Raw genomic sequence first — 15,586 nt, 5'->3', positions numbered from 1 at the left:
CAGACTGATCTACGAGAATAGTTACTATCTCTAGAATCTTACATCTTATCATAGTTATCGAATGACACAGTGTGTTAAAATTTGTCTGTTCTGGGAGGTGCGGTCGTATGTTGATTATGGAAATCCTGAGTAAGGGTGAACAGATGAATGCGAGCGATTTACATTTGACATCTGGAAGGAACGTTATGTACAGGGTTGACGGAGAGTTGATTCAGGACAAGCTGTTGACCGATACAATAATGATGAAGAAGATCACTACTGAGCTTCAAGAGATATCTGAGGTGAAGCTTCAGGACTCAGATAGTAAGGAAATTGACTTTTCTTTCGGATTCAGTTCTTCAAGAGTAAGAGGTAACTACTTCTATTCCAATAAGCTACCGGTTATTGCTTTGAGATTGATTCCAAAGACAATCAAGACGCTTGATGATCTCGGGTATCCTGCACTGTTCAAAGATTTCTGTAAGCCAGATAAGGGGTTGGTCTTGGTAGCAGGTCCTACTGGAAGCGGTAAATCGACCACCCTCGCAGCGATGCTCGAGAACATAAATCGTACAAGGCACGTTCACCTGATCACGATAGAGGATCCGGTAGAGTATGTTTTTGAGCCAAAGAGTGCCTTGATCCACCAGAGAGAGCTTGGATCAGACACGAAATCCTTCTACAATGGATTGAAATACGCTCTCAGACAGGACCCGGATGTAATCCTTGTTGGCGAAATGAGGGACAGTGAAACTATGGAACTGGCTATGACGGCTGCCGAGACCGGTCATCTTGTCTTTTCAACCATTCATACGAATTCGGCCGCAACGACTCCCGAAAGAATAGTCGGTGTCTTCCCACCTCATCAGCAAAATCAGATAGCCATGCAGCTTGCAAATACCCTTTTGGCAGTAGTCTATCAGAGGCTTTTGAGAAGAAGAGACGGCAAAGGAAGAATTGCGATTCTTGAGATTCTTGTTGTTAATCAGGCGATAAGAAACCTTATCAGGGAGAAGAAATTCCACCAGATAGAGTCGATGATGCAAGCCGGTATAAAATTTGGGATGGTCACCTTTGATGATGCGCTAATGGACGCATTCAAGAATGGGATTATTGATAAAGATCAGCTACAGGATTATGCAAGAGATGCCAATGCGATGGTCAGGAGGGCCTTTTAATGGATCTAGGTAAGATAATGGAAGTCTTCAGGGAACGCTTCAAAGAAGTCGAGAAGGAGCTTTCCAAGCCCGAAGTTGCTTCTGACCCGGAAAAGCTTATGGAATATGGCAAGAAGCATTCGGAACTCTCCGAGATCATTAATCTCTACGGTGAGATCAGCTCAATGAAAAGTGAACTTGAGGATTGGCACGAAATGAAGACTTCTGCCGATGAGAGCGAACTTGAGGAAATTGATAAAACAGTTTCTGATCTTGAAAGCAGCATTTCTAGGCAAGAGCTTAATCTTAAGGGACTTCTGGTTCCCGATCTTTCCGATGAAAGAAACATAATAATCGAAATAAGGGCAGGTACCGGCGGTGAGGAGGCTGCGTTGTTCGCCGCGGATCTATTCCGTATGTACAACAGATATGCCGAGCGAAACAACTGGAAATCAGAGATTATTGATTCGAATGAGACAGATATCGGAGGACTAAAGGAAATGATCTTCCAGATAAGGGGGAGGAGTGTTTTCAGCAAGCTGAAGTATGAAAGCGGAGTCCACAGAGTTCAGAGAGTGCCCTCAACCGAATCAGGTGGAAGGATCCACACCTCTACGGCAACAGTAGCTGTACTTCCTGAAGCAAGCGAAACCGAAGTTAAGATAGATCCGGCCGACCTAAGGATAGACACATACAGGGCTTCTGGAGCCGGCGGTCAACATGTCAACAAGACTGATTCTGCAGTCAGGATAGTCCATGAACCGACGGGAATTGTTGTCGCTGTACAGAAGGAGAGATCTCAGCACCAGAATAAGGCAAGAGCTCTTGAGATTCTGCGAGCAAGGCTCTACGAAATGTACAGTTTGAAGGCTGAAAATGAAATAACTGAGACCAGAAGGACGCAGATTGGTACAGGGGAAAGGAGTGAGAAGATAAGGACCTACAACTATCCTCAGAACAGAGTAACTGATCACAGGATAAACTTCACGAGCTACAGACTCCTGTACATAATGGACGGAGATCTCGACGAACTTGTTACTGAGCTTTCTGCAGCAGATATCAACAAACGTTTGGAACTACTACATAAGAAGCTTATCGGTTAGAGAATGCTGGATTCCGATCGGAGTTATCCATGAAAGACAAAAAAACTCACAGAACGAATGCGACAAGGATTTTAGACGGCCTTGGGATAAAATATGAAGTTCTGGAATACGAAGTCGATGAGAGCGATCTAGGCGCAGAGAATGTCGCGTTAAAACTGGGATTATCTGTGTCGCAAACGGTGAAGACTATCGTCTTGAAGGGTGACAGAAGTGGTATCTTTGTTTGTTGCTTAGGGGGACACAGAGAGATAGACATGAAAAAACTCCCTAAAGTTACCGGAGACAGGGATATTGAGACTGTTCCAGCAGAACGACTCCTGACGCTTACTGGTTATGTGAGAGGTGGAGTCTCTCCGCTTGGAATGAAGAAGAACTTGAGAATACTTATTGACAGCGATGTGTTGAATGAAGACAGTGTCTCTATGAGTGCCGGTAAGCGAGGTCTCCAATTATGGTTAAGACCGTCGGATCTTGTTTCTGCAACTGAAGGTCAGTTGGCCTCCTTTTCAAAAGAGAAGCACTAGGAAATTCGAACACTTTTCAAGGAAACCCCTTCAACTCTTCAGAAAAATCACTAGAACCGTAATTACACCAAAAAAAAGAGCTAAGAGCAAAAGCACAGTAGAAATCTCCATAATTTTCGCTCCTTTCTGATTTCTGTCAATCAATTCTACAATTTCCCGTTCAACTCGCAAAAGGGATTGTGTACGATATGAGTTGAACGAATAGAATTGCATTGTACAATTGAATTGAAAGGACGGTGGTAAAATGTACAGCCGCTCTAATGATTCAGTTAGAACGATAATCAAGTTAGTAGGTGTAATAGTCTACGCGGTGGGTATAGGTTTGATTATATTTAGCTTCGCGGGAATCTTCTTGGCACCGTATCTAAGCATAGTCTTTGGAAGTGTCTTTGTATTCGTAGTGCTAGGTTTCATTGCTACAACACTGGGGAGGATGCTCATAAATGTGGCAAAGACGAAGAATTTCTCCGGTCCCGTAAGTGAGCAGGAACCTGTTAGTACGCGCGAAGTGCAGGAAGAAATGACCTATGATTACACTTTTGTATCCGATAGAGAGGCAAAAATCCAGAAAACGAAGAGTAAAAGCTATTCCAGATGCCCGGAGTGCGGCACAGAGAATGACGACAAAGCAAGCAAGTGTTCCAGTTGTGGGACTTCTCTCATTGGTTACAAGAAATGTAGTCTCTGTTACATGCTGAACAAAAAAGAGAATCGTTTCTGCAAGAACTGCGGACACGACTTCAATCTTGACTGAGTTAGAAGACTTCGAGATACTTGGCAGCAGAAGATCCGCTGCACGCTATGAAGAGCCGTCATTCGTTGTCGTCGCAGAACTTAGACCTGTCCTTCGAAAGAGCATTGTCGAGAGTTTGCTGAGCTCACCGAGAAGGCGAGGCTCGCTGGCGCGAGGAAGAATAAAACAATAGACGCAAGGCTGGGCAAGAACGGCCCAGGTCGCAATGCCGGCCAAGAACATGCCGGGACGCAAGGCTGGCGAAGATCACGCCAGGTCGCAAGGCTGCCTTCGGCAGGAGGCGTTTTTGAAGCCAGTCTGCTGGCGCAGGCCAATCACCTTCGGTGGCAAGTCTCGCGTTTTGCGAGGCCAGTTCCGACTGTGCAGGGCAGATAGTCGCTTGGCTAGAAGACGCTGAGCGCTGCCGAAGGCGACGTTGTCCGTCAACGGTCCCCCGCCCCCCGCCGAGAGCAGATCCCGAAACAAGTTCGGGATGACAGCGAATGGTTATTCCTAAAGGCCAGATTCCGTCATTCCGACAAAGCTCCTGTTCGGAATCTTGGTGCTGCTGCTTTACGGTTTTGACCAAGAACGAAGAACAGATCCTTGCTCTGGAACGAAGAACAGGTTTTTTATTCGGAGAACGGAGAACCGTTCAACACGGTCAACCAGTTTCTCTTGCTCTTACGAACCCCCGACCACCGACCCCCAACCCCGGTTTCCACGCCTTCCCTTCGACATTGATCTCTAAAGTAGAATTCTTCCAGATTATTGTATAATTTATTGTATCAATCTCTTTGTGTTTACATTTGCTACTTTCTTTTCTGGATGGGCGGTGATGCTACGAATGCCTTCAAGCATAGTTGTTGTGACCGGAATGTCAGGTGCCGGAAAGTCTTCGGCGATAGATGTGCTTGAGGATTTCGGCTTCTTCTGCATGGATAATGTTCCTCCATCAATAATCGAAGAACTTGTCAGTATGATTGGAGAGCAGGAAATCGACAAGAGCGCCGTTGTTATTGATATCCGAACTGCAAAGAAGTTCGGTGGAATAGAAAAAGTAATAGGAAGTCTTGAATCGCTTAAGGAAAGAGGATTAAGTATCGTGTCGGTTTTTCTCGACGCGGAGGATGATGTACTTTACTATCGTTATCAGAAGACCAGGCGTGCACATCCGTTGCAGCATGAGGAAGGACTTGAAGAGGCCATTCAAAAAGAAAGAAGTATCATGGAGCCCCTGAAAGAGCATTGCGATCATGTTATCGATACTTCAAGAATGGACATGAAAGAGATGAAAGAGGCAATTGTTTCAATAATTGGAGGCAGGGGGTACACATTTCCACCAATGAGAATCGAAATCGAGAGTTTTTCTTATAATGAAGGAGTCCCTCATGATGCCAACCTGATTTTCGATGTAAGATTCCTTCCCAATCCGTATTATTACGAAGATCTTATAGAGCTCACGGGAATGGATAAGCAAGTAAAGGATTACCTAGAGAAATATCCTGAGATAGAAAGCTATTTCAATACTGTTTTCAAACTGTGCAGAATGACGATAGATGGATTCGCTGGAAGTGGAAGAAACTTCATTAAGATAGCTGTGGGCTGTACTGGAGGCAAGCATAGATCTGTGTATATCGCCGAACGTCTGTACGAAGCACTAAAAATCGATAGTGTGAGGCTTTCGCTTGATCATAGAGAGCAGAAGGTGCACAAAGAGAATTCGTGACCATATTCTTTCAATTCTTGGAGGTGTTTTATGAAATTAAGGTCGTTTTTGCTCGTCCTAGTTATCATGTTAGGAATTTCTATCCTTGCAGTTTCTCCGGAACTGCTTGAGGCAGCAAAGAAGGAAGGGAAGGTCGTTGTATATTCTATAACCAGCAGAATATCAAACGCGGCCGAAGCCTTCACAGAGAAGTATGGAATTGCAGTAGAAGCCTATAACTTGAAGGACTTTGAGATGATCGAAAAGGTCTCTAGAGAAGTGGGAAGCGGCATCGTAGGAGCAGATTTCGTAATAGCTCAGGATGGCGGGAGAGTATTCGGAGAGCTAATCGAACCTGGATACTTAATAAACTACGTTCCTGAAGATATGAAGGATGTAATTCCTGAGTCTATGCAGAATCCTCTCGTGTTGTCCGTTATCACGAAGGTGTTTTTGTACAATTCCGAGACTTTCACTTTCCCGCCCGTTACGAATGTCTGGGCACTTACCGATCCTGCATTTGAGGGAAGATTCTTCTTCAAGGATCCCTTCCAGGAAGGAGTCAATATGAACTTCCTGACTATGCTAACCACTCCAGAAGTAGTCAAAGATCTTGAATTGGCTTATGAGAGATATTTCGGCGAACCTATTCAGCTTACAACTGAAAATGCCGGCTACGAGTGGATGAAAGGCGTTCTGGAGAACGGATTGGTCTTTATCAACAGCGACACGACGATGGCCGAGTCTCTCGGAATTAGGGGAGAAGGCATCGACAAAGTCGGACTCTGTACTTATTCGAAAGTGCGCTACAGAGATACCAAGAATCTTGCTCTTCTACCTATAATGGGTATGGAACCCTTCGCAGGCTTTTACTACCCCAGTTACATGATGCTTACAAGCAACGCCGTACATCCTAACGCGGCAAAGCTCTTCATCGAGTATCTATTGACAGAAGAAGGTTTTGCTCCTTGGGCAGGATCTGAAGGAACTTACTCGTCAAATCCAATTATCCTTCCATATCCTGGTGATAATGCATTCGATGTGTGGGAGAAGGTATTGATAGGTGAAGATCCCGAATTCCTTTTCAATAACAGACTTGATGTAGAAGATTTCTGGAATATGTACGCATATTGATCACACTTGCTAGGCTCCCCCTTTTGGGGGAGTCTTAGTCCCATCAAAGGTGGTTGCTATGAAGAAACTCGTAAACAGGTTACTCGCATATTTCTCAAAGCCAGAGCATACGATTCTAGTAGTTCTTCTAGTTGTACTCATATATCTGACAATTGTACCTCTCTTCTACATCGGTGTAGACACCTTGACAGTCCATTCTGCAGAACTCAGAAGGATAAGGGGTTCCAGTGTTGGAGATTTCACTACGTATCACTGGGAGTATGTCTTCAACAGTGCGGCAAGCGACAACTTGTTTTACAAGCCTCTGATTAATACATTATTGGTAGCAATAGCTACCTGCGCCTTTGCACTCATAGTCGGTGGTTTTTTCGCCTGGATGGTTACTAGAACCAATTTGAGGTTCAAGAAATCCATATCAACCATGATGCTGTTTCCATATATTATGCCTTCGTGGACACTGGCTATGGCCTGGCTAAACTTCTTCAAGAACAAAAGCATTGGTGGAGTACCGGGGATATTCACGGCCCTAACGGGCATTGAAACTGCAGACTGGTTTGCGTACGGATTTGTTCCGATCGTTCTCGTACTGGGTATGCACTACGCGCCATTCGCCTTCATCTTGATCGGAGGAATTTTGAGAAACATGGACGCAAACCTCGAAGAAGCTGCTGTTATTCTAAAAACATCCCGTTTACGCATAATCCTCAAGATAACTGTGCCTATAGTGATGCCTGCCATCCTTTCGACATTCTTGCTTGTGTTTTCAAGTGCGATGAGTGCCTTTGCAGTGCCATCATTCTTGGGAGGTCCGGTGAGGTATCAGGTACTCACAACACAGCTATATAGAACAATCAACGGAGTTAATCCCGGCGCCGGATATATCATCGCATCATTCATGATAGTTGTTGGGGTGGCAATTCTGACAATAAACCAGATAATCATTGGCAAGAGAAAGGGGTTTACAACTGTTACTGGAAAGAGTGGGAACATTTCTTTAGTGAATCTGAGAAAGCTTCGCACTCCTGTTTCGGCAATCATGATGGTTATTCTGGTTGCAGTAGCAATAATCCCGCTTTTGACCTTTGCGGCGCAGTCTTTCTTTGTAGAGCCAGGGAATTATTCCTTTAGCAATCTCTCAACGATTTTCTGGACCGGAGAGGGTAGTCCAGATATAGCAAACGGAGAACCTGGTATTCTGAAGAACAAGTATGTTTATCAGGGATTGTTCAACAGTTTCTCGCTGTCACTTGTAGTGGCGTTAATTGCTGGAACCATAGGTATTCTCATAGGGTACTCAGTCGCCAAAACCAGAGGAAAGTTCGGTTCCAATATGGTTGACAGGTTGGCCTTCTTCCCATATCTGATTCCCAGTATGGCATTTGGTGCGATATATTTATCGATGTTCTCCGTTCAACGAGGGTTTATACCACCTCTTTATGGCACTTTTGCAATTCTAGCTCTTGTCGGTTCGGTGAAGTATTTGCCCTTTGCATCCAGAGCGGGGATTAATGCAATTCTACAGCTCGGCAAGGAAATTGAAGAGGCCGCAATAATTCTGGGGGTCAGATGGTGGAAAAGGATGGTAAAGATAATCATACCGATTCAGAAGCCAACAGTAATATCCGGATATCTTCTGCCCTTCATCTCTAGTATGAGAGAGCTCGCCCTTTACATACTGCTTGTAACACCGGCGACTAGTATATTGACTACAATGCTTTTCAAGTATAACGAGAAGGGCTGGAATCAATACGCCAATGCGATTGTCCTTCTGATAATCGGAATAGTTCTGATATTCAATTTCATCATCAACAAAGTGACCGGCGCAAGTTTGGATAAAGGAATAGGAGGTTGACCTGATGCCTGAGATTATACTGAAGAATCTGACAAAGATTTTCGGAAGTGTCAACGCGGTAGACAATCTAGATCTTACAATTGAGGACCGCGACTTTGTGACGCTCCTTGGTCCCTCCGGATGTGGAAAGACGACCACACTCAGAATGATATCCGGGCTAGAAACCCCTACTGTCGGTGAAATCAGCATCGGTGGCAGGGTCGTCTTCTCCAGCGAGAAACAGATAAACCTATCACCCGACAAGAGAGATGTTGGCCTTCTGTTTCAGAATTATGCGCTCTGGCCACATATGACCGTTCTTCAGAACATTGCTTTCGGTCTGGAAAACATGAAGTGGAGCAAAGAGGAAATTAGAAAGCGCGTAAAGGAAATGGGGGATCTAGTCAAAATAAGCGATCTTCTTGACAGGTATCCTTCAGAACTTTCCGGCGGTCAGCAGCAGAGAGTTGCCATTGCCAGGACGCTTGCACCTAATCCAAAAGTTCTTCTGATGGATGAACCGCTTTCTAACCTGGATGCTAAACTGAGAATGGAGATGAGAGCCGAGTTGAAACGGCTCCACAGAGAAATAGAATCGACTGTCGTATACGTTACCCACGACCAGCTGGAAGCGATGACTCTGGCAACCAAGGTCTGTCTTCTTGAAGAGGGAGTTCTCCAGCAATTTGCGCCGCCGCTTGTAATATACGATCAGCCGGCGAATGTCTTCGTTGGTGATTTCATCGGCAATCCATCGATGAACTTCTTCGATGCGAAAGTAGATAGAGTTGAAGGAGAGATGATTGTCCTAAGAACTTCTGAACTGAGACTGGAAATGCTTCTCATGAAGAAAGACTATGAAGTCAAGAGCGGAGATGAAGTGATAATTGGATTAAGGCCTGAAGACATCGAGCTGAAACCTTATATAGGAGAGAATACCTGCACGATTTACTCAACTCTCCCTTCTGGAATGGAGACAGTTGTTAGAGCAAAGATCAAGAATACTATGTTCTCAATAGTAGTTTTCGGAAGAGTAGATTTCGTGGTTGATTCTGTTATGGAAATCTCTTTTCCGTCCAGTAACTACCTCTTATTTAACAAAGAAACAAAGGAGAAGATCGGAGCCGGATCACTAAAGCTGACATAGTAAGCGGACTACTTTTCAGGAGAGGAGTGGCGTTCGGGCATTCCTCTCTTTTGTTATTATTCATAGTCATTACCCGTTGAATAGCGCTAAGAAGAATAGAAGTCCTTCTTCTCTTTCTTGCAAATCTTCTTGACGGCGTTCCTGCCCATTGCCGCACAACCGTAGAGATTTGTTCCTCCTATGGAGTGTCCTATTACGAAGAAGTTCTTTAGAGTCTTCAGAGTCATCGGTTTGTTAAGGAACCCCTTTAAGGTATCTCTCAATCGAAACTCCTCTTTACTTCCATATCCTCGGGCATTCGATGTGAACTTCTTCGTGGTCAAAGGCGTTGCCACATCGGTTACTTCAACGGCGGCTCTTATACCTGGAATAAATCTTTCAATTGCCTCGATTGTTCTGTTGCCGATCTTCTCCTTCTCTTCCTCATATTTCTTCTGATCCTTCGAAAGCTCTTCCCAGTAAGAAAAGTAGGTGTCATACATCACTTTCAGACTGGTCTTCCCTTCCGGAGACAGTTTCTTGTCGTAGCTATAGTTGATAACGTTGACTATAGAACAGTTATCGCCTGCGATCTCGATAGGTTCGTCAAGGAAAAGAGAAAATGCATTCGGTCTGTCAGATAGATCCATTTTCACGCCGAAAGATACATGCAAAGCCATCATCATTCTATCTATGGGCTTTGAATACATTGAGCGTAGACGATCGGTGAGATGTCTGTCGTCTATAAGTTTCTTGAATGTATCGTAGCCATATGCGTCTGAAATTACATAGTCAGCGGAGATCACCTCACCATTTTCAAGCCTCACTCCGACAGCCCTTCCACTATCTTCCATAACTCTTTCCACAGCTGTGTTGTAAAGAATCTCGCCTCCAAGTGATTTATATCGGTCCACAACCGATTCTATGAATTCAGCCGAACCCCCGAGGTATCTGCCATATCTCTTTCCCGCCGATCCGGCCATCACTCCTAGATTTAGAGTTAGTGGAATGCTTTCCCATCCATACTGGATTACCGGGAAGAATGTTCTCAAGACTGGACTCTTGAACCTCTGTGCGAATGAAATCATGGTGTATTTAGAGACCTTTCTGTTCTTTATTAATGTGAAGAGATTCCTCAACCAGTCTCTGAATCCCCAGAAACCTACCTCCATCAGGTCAGTGTTGGAAAGCCTGCGTATCGCATTTATGTAGTCTTCAATAAGTGTAGAGTCTTCAGGGGAGATTCTCTTCATTTCAGTTTCAAGCTTTTCAAGATCATAGAATACTGTGAATTCATTGCCCTTCTGGTCTATCACTTTCACCAGTTCCTCGGGAAAGTAGATATCGGAAGGCATCGCTCCAATGTCTTTCCACATATTGTTGAGTGGGGTGCCTGGCTTAAGCCCAGCAAGATGACGTATGCAGCCGTCAAATATATAATCGCCCTTGTCCCACGATGTACAGAGGCCTCCCGGTCGACTGGCCTTTTCAAGTATCACTGATTCAAGACCATTCATTTGGGCATAACATCCAGCGGCCAGCCCCCCTATCCCACCGCCTATAATCGCAATTCTCGCCATCTTTACCTCCTAAACACCGTCAAGACTAAATGTGCGAACCGCTTCGCACAGTTAACCGGGAATTAAACAACTGCTACTGTGATTCATCACCCTCATTCTACCACTCCCGTCTGGATTGGCTCTGGAATCTGTTTTGTGTGGAGCTCTGAATTCTTCACTGAAGAATAATACCTAGGCTTAAGGTAGAATTGGATCATGCGAGGAGGTGCTCACATTGATAAAGCAAATCTGCATAGTTCTGGTACTGGTTATTGCCGTTTCCGTAATTGGTGTCGGGTTCAGTGTTGGCGTCAAGATACACGGTCATTTTGAGCCCTTTGCTGCGGTGAACTTTGATACTTGGCTTCTCGGATTTCAGCTTAAGATGGGAGTCATCTTCGACAATGAATCGATTGTGTTGGTGCCTGGACTATTTCTCTATAAAGACCTTGCCTCATGGAGAGTTCACGGGGGAATCGAGGGACTCTTTCACCTCGGAGAGATGGAAGGCTTCATGTTAGCTCGTGCCGGTGGGGGTTATGGATTTAATACGGATTTCGGCAAACTCTTCTTCGGTGCTGAGCTTGGTATTCCCTTTAGCTTGCCAGGTGATTTCTTTGTCGATACAAGTCTAAAGATCGTCCCCACATTTCTTGTGCAGTTTCAATTCTAGAGAGTTTCTTTTGTCTGCCAAGAATACTTCTTCTGAGAATTGTCTTGTTCTCTCAATTCATCTTTGCACAGGGTATTTCCCGAGCTTCGTAGGAGTCCAGGGAACGAGATACATTTCCAAATCATCTATGTTGTGCCACCATAGCTCGACTCCCTCGATCTTCTCGGGGATTATTCCTTTGTCGAAATCATAAATGAATGAAGCCTGAAGCTTCACATTTCTCTTTTCGATCGATATCTTGCCTTCCCGGTCATAGGTAACAAAGTCAAAATACATGAAGCCATCTTCGTCTCTGTCGAGCTGAAGTATCAGCATCTTTCCAAGGCTGCCTTCATCTGTCAGATATATGAGAATGTCTCCATCTAAGAGCATTCGCTTCTCATTTCTTGATATATTGATCTTATCTGTCGTCAGATTTTTACTGAAGTTCTCTATATCCAGATAAATGACCGAATGGAAAAGATTTCTGTACGTTTCAACCATTGGATTTCTCGAAAGACAAGAGATTGCCAGCACAGTTATTAAAATTGCGGTTGCCAAAGATCTCTTCAATTCAGACACCTCTTCTGCTTCTAGAATCTGTATCCTATCTTGAAGTCAAAGATCTTCCCGACAGTCGCACTGAATTTCTGAAGTACAGCATCTGCGTTCAATTCAATATAGTAATTCGGACTAAAGCTCATTCCCACTCCCAGTCTGATTGGCGAGAAGCCGAGTTTCAGCTGTTCCCCAAAGGCGAGAGTATGGCCAATGTCTCCTCTAAAGTAAAAAGCACCTAGATTAAGTCTCAGCCCAATGTAGCTATACCATGCAATTCCCGGAATAATAAAAGTGGGTTTCACCCCAGTGTCCTCTGAAAGAGTAAATAAGAGAAATGGAGTTGCCACTCCTACCGAAAACGGACCAAAATCGTATCGCAAATCTAAACCAAGTACATCTATTCCAACAAACCCGGAGAGAGGAGTATCTGAAAAAGACTCAGTCTTTGCTGCAATGTTCGTTAACCCCAAGGAGAAGCTGCCAAATGAGATTGAAGCCATAACCAACATACAAACAATTAGAGACATTTTCTTCATAACTCTCACCCCCAACGTTTATTGTAAGCCAACTCTGACAAAAAACTATGCAATTTCTATACTGTACATAGATCTACTGGAGATTGCTCACGCCGATGCAGGAAAAGTCCCTGGCTAAACTCTCGCCGTTCCGTTATCCCACAGAAGGATTCTAGGGTCGAGAAAAGAATAGATAATATCTACAACGATGTTCACAATAATCATCATGGCGGCTATAAGAAGTACACAGCCCGATAGAGTAAGTACTTCAACGCTTATTGCGGCGTTGGTCAGCAGTCTTCCTATACCTGGTCTCGCAAAGATAGTCTCGACAAAGGCAAGACCTGCGAAAAGCGATGCGAAGAGCTCTCCTCCAACAGTTACGACGGGAATCAGTACATTTTTTCTAACATGCTTCAACATTATCGTTCTCTCACTCACGCCTCTTGATCTTGCAGCCCTAATGAAATCTCTCTTTTTGATGTCGAGTGCAGTTGCCCTACTTATCTGGAAAACATAAGCCGAGTGCACAAGGAAGAGAGTCAAGACGGGTTGAGCGAGGTTTGCCAGTTGAGACAGCAAGATGTCGAAGCGCAGATTAAGTATGGAATCGATTATCAGGGAATTAGTATAAGAATTCCATTCTTTTATGAGAGCTACACTCAAATTACCTATTGGCAACCAGCCAAAAGCGCTGAAACTTCCGACGAGAATCAGAAGAGCCATAATATAGTCGGGAGTTGCCCATCCTACTATCGAGAAAAATCCAAAAACAGAATCTGCGACCCCATTTGGATACATCGCCGCTCTTATGCCGAGCCTTGAACCTACCAAGACTATTGGGATAAGTGCAAGTACGAGCAATTCGAGACTTGCTGGAAACCTTGAGATAATTGCTTCAGAAACCGACGAGCTGGCAGTCAATGAGTATCCCATATCGCCTGTAATGGTGTTGCCAATCCACTTGAAGTACATGACAACTGCAGGTCTGTCGAGCCCGTACTTCTTGATTATCCTCTGTTCAGCGTTTGGTGATTTCGAAGCGTTCCCCGTCATGTATGCTCTCAATAGCACATCAGGGCCCATCGACCAGACTACTGCAAATACAACTAGAGTGACAACAAAGGCGACAAGTGGTAAGAAAAGAAGCCTTCTTAGAATATAAGGCGCCAAGTCTAACCTCCCGAATCAGTGAATGAACTCAATCGAAAGCAGAACTCCAAAGTCCCACCCTCACAAAGGGAGTCATTCGAGGCTCCTAGAATACTGCCTAATGAATTGTATCACTAACGGACTTTGCTGCTTACAAATCAACCAAACACGCTTTCTCAAACGCACCTAAACTGATTTCTGCGACCACAAGCTTTTTAAGGCTTAGAAGTAGTTTCTGCCGCGAAAACTTAAGCGTAACAGTCAAAGAACAAGAGCTCTTTTTGTTGTTCTCAAGAATGGCTGCCAATTGAGAAAAAAGAGGGGCAGTGCCCCTCCAGAGATATTCCGAATAGTCTCAATTAGTTCTAACAATTCTGCTGGCCCAAAACTTAATCGTCTCAAAGACCAGATCGACAATTATTACAATTGCCATCAAGAATAGAATCGCTACAAGGAGTGGATGATCTATACTTGAGGGATTCAAACTCAGATAGGATGCAATATCTGGTTTATAGTCTGGTGAAACGGCCAGGAAGAGAAAGACAAGGCCAAGAGTGTTCGATACGATTTTGCTGAACCGGGAGTAATTGAATATGTTGATTAAGTTGGATACTGAATCTATGACAAGCAGCCCAAAAGCAAGGAATAGCGCGAACTTGAATGAATCCAACGCGATTATCGCGATCTCCGTTAGCTCTCCGCCGCCCAAATAGAATGGTCCGTAAGTGAAAGCAAGAAAGGTTATCCCGGCCCCAACAAGAGAGCCTATTAGCGCTCCTATTCTCTTTCCCATTGAAGGTGTCTTTTCTGCTCTTATGAAATATGTGAAGTGGGGAAGCTTCGCAGTAGCCTTTGCCTGCGTCACGAAGTAAAGAATCAAGCTGACAAGTCCGAAGTCAAATATAAAAGTCACTGGAAGCTGTGAGAGAAGGCTTAGCAGATCCGTTCCCCTGAAATCAAAGATCGCGCCATTCTCGCCAAAAACAAAAGCGATAAGATGAAGTCCAAGATGAATTGCGAAAAGAATTCCGGTGTACATGAAGAGATAGTTCTTCAGATGAGGGGCGATGATTGGACCGCCTTCATAATACCTTGCCGCAACCTCTTCTGGTGAACCGTATTCCTTGATCGTCATCGCGACTGCAGTGTCATTAATTTCTCCATGTTCCCTCTCTGCTCTTTCCAGTACATGACTTTCAATCTCTCTTAGAATCTCATCCACTTTTTTTGGATTGGTTCCCGGTAAGAACGTTCGCACATCGTCAAGATACTTTTTCAGTCTTTCCATTTTCATTCCTCCCCAACAAAGCTCTTTAGAAGTTGTTCCTGTTCGTTCCAGATTCTCAGCAGTTCTTTCCTTACCTGTCTTCCAGTTTCCGATACGAAATAGTATTTCCTGGGTTTGTTCTCCTCAACTCTCCACTCGCTAGAAAGAATCTCCCTTTCTTCAAGTCTTCGTAGAAGAGGGTACAGGGTGTTCTCGTCGATTGAGAAGTTCCTTTCTCCGAGTGTTTTAACGATATCGTAGCCGTACATTGGTTCATCGAGCATAACCATGACTAAGAGTTGAATGAAGCCCCTGTTCATTTCCGTTGCCAGTTTTCCTATGTCCATAACATCACCTCTGTACTATGTTGATAATAGTATACAGTGTATCACACAGTACTATTATGACGTCATAATATAGTGTTGGTTAAAAATTCGTGAAGTGGGGGGCCGGGAATGTGCAATGTCTCATGGTGAAGAAAAAGACACCCTTGTTTCGTAGTTCAAGACCACAAATCCATCCTTGGATAAGACCTAAAGTTAAGCTGGTTTTGGTGGGACGCAAGGCTGGGCAAGAACATTTCAA

Annotated in this window: 15 protein-coding genes; 9 read left to right on the top strand and 6 right to left on the bottom strand. The window is 44.3% G+C overall.

Annotated elements, in window-relative coordinates; genetic code table 11:
* Positions 1-107 precede the first annotated feature (107 nt).
* The 8 genes from Y697_RS10970 (at position 108) to Y697_RS10935 (ending at position 9,316) form a co-directional block, all read left to right on the top strand.
* Complete coding sequence (locus tag Y697_RS10970; RefSeq protein ID WP_121551651.1) at positions 108-1,157, top strand: type IV pilus twitching motility protein PilT; 1,050 nt, start codon at positions 108-110, stop codon at positions 1,155-1,157.
* On the top strand, positions 1,157-2,239 hold the full coding sequence (prfA, locus tag Y697_RS10965) for a peptide chain release factor 1 (protein WP_121551650.1): 1,083 nt from the start codon (positions 1,157-1,159) through the stop codon (positions 2,237-2,239). The genes Y697_RS10970 and prfA overlap by 1 nt, the downstream gene beginning before the upstream one ends.
* A 29-nt stretch (positions 2,240-2,268) precedes the next feature.
* A complete protein-coding gene (locus tag Y697_RS10960; RefSeq protein WP_121551649.1) occupies positions 2,269-2,763 on the top strand; it encodes an aminoacyl-tRNA deacylase in 495 nt (164 codons plus the stop codon).
* A gap of 244 nt (positions 2,764-3,007) precedes the next feature.
* A complete protein-coding gene (locus Y697_RS10955; protein WP_121551648.1) occupies positions 3,008-3,517 on the top strand; it encodes a zinc ribbon domain-containing protein in 510 nt (169 codons plus the stop codon).
* 826 nt (positions 3,518-4,343) lie between these two features.
* Positions 4,344-5,225: an RNase adapter RapZ gene (gene rapZ / locus Y697_RS10950; protein ID WP_121551647.1), complete on the top strand. Its 882-nt coding sequence runs from the start codon at positions 4,344-4,346 to the stop codon at positions 5,223-5,225.
* 30 nt (positions 5,226-5,255) lie between these two features.
* Positions 5,256-6,338, top strand: a complete 1,083-nt coding sequence (locus tag Y697_RS10945; RefSeq protein ID WP_121551646.1) for an ABC transporter substrate-binding protein — start codon at positions 5,256-5,258, stop codon at positions 6,336-6,338.
* A gap of 58 nt (positions 6,339-6,396) precedes the next feature.
* On the top strand, positions 6,397-8,190 hold the full coding sequence (locus Y697_RS10940; protein ID WP_121551645.1) for an iron ABC transporter permease: 1,794 nt from the start codon (positions 6,397-6,399) through the stop codon (positions 8,188-8,190).
* Positions 8,191-8,194: 4 nt separating this feature from the next.
* Complete coding sequence (locus tag Y697_RS10935; protein WP_121551644.1) at positions 8,195-9,316, top strand: ABC transporter ATP-binding protein; 1,122 nt, start codon at positions 8,195-8,197, stop codon at positions 9,314-9,316.
* Between the two features lie 86 nt (positions 9,317-9,402).
* Here Y697_RS10935 and Y697_RS10930 read toward each other — a convergent pair whose 3' ends face one another.
* Entirely contained in the window at positions 9,403-10,875 is a 1,473-nt protein-coding gene (locus tag Y697_RS10930) for an NAD(P)/FAD-dependent oxidoreductase (RefSeq protein ID WP_121551643.1), read from the bottom strand.
* 214 nt (positions 10,876-11,089) lie between these two features.
* Here Y697_RS10930 and Y697_RS10925 point away from each other — a divergent pair, with 214 nt between their 5' ends.
* A complete protein-coding gene (locus Y697_RS10925; protein ID WP_121551642.1) occupies positions 11,090-11,527 on the top strand; it encodes a hypothetical protein in 438 nt (145 codons plus the stop codon).
* A 57-nt stretch (positions 11,528-11,584) separates the two neighbouring features.
* On the opposite strand, the gene Y697_RS10920 is transcribed toward Y697_RS10925, so the two are convergent.
* The 5 genes from Y697_RS10920 to Y697_RS10900 all read right to left on the bottom strand — a co-directional run bounded on the left by Y697_RS10920 (position 11,585) and on the right by Y697_RS10900 (position 15,348).
* Positions 11,585-12,079: a hypothetical protein gene (locus Y697_RS10920; protein ID WP_121551641.1), complete on the bottom strand. Its 495-nt coding sequence runs from the start codon at positions 12,077-12,079 to the stop codon at positions 11,585-11,587.
* 20 nt (positions 12,080-12,099) lie between these two features.
* Positions 12,100-12,603, bottom strand: coding sequence for a hypothetical protein (locus tag Y697_RS10915; RefSeq protein ID WP_121551640.1), 504 nt, complete (start codon positions 12,601-12,603; stop codon positions 12,100-12,102).
* Positions 12,604-12,717: 114 nt separating this feature from the next.
* Complete coding sequence (locus tag Y697_RS10910; protein WP_121551639.1) at positions 12,718-13,755, bottom strand: ABC transporter permease; 1,038 nt, start codon at positions 13,753-13,755, stop codon at positions 12,718-12,720.
* 334 nt (positions 13,756-14,089) lie between these two features.
* Positions 14,090-15,022 carry an HAAS signaling domain-containing protein gene (locus Y697_RS10905; RefSeq protein ID WP_259462508.1) on the bottom strand — a complete coding sequence of 311 codons (933 nt, stop codon included), beginning with the start codon at positions 15,020-15,022 and terminating at the stop codon, positions 14,090-14,092.
* 2 nt (positions 15,023-15,024) lie between these two features.
* Positions 15,025-15,348, bottom strand: a complete 324-nt coding sequence (locus tag Y697_RS10900) for a PadR family transcriptional regulator (RefSeq protein ID WP_006489979.1) — start codon at positions 15,346-15,348, stop codon at positions 15,025-15,027.
* Positions 15,349-15,586 lie beyond the last annotated feature (238 nt).

Origin of the sequence: Mesotoga sp. BH458_6_3_2_1 (genome assembly GCF_003664995.1) — a bacterium.
Lineage (GTDB): Bacteria > Thermotogota > Thermotogae > Petrotogales > Kosmotogaceae > Mesotoga.
Note: the sequence above shows the minus strand (reverse complement) of the source record. Positions and strands in the feature narration are given on the sequence as shown.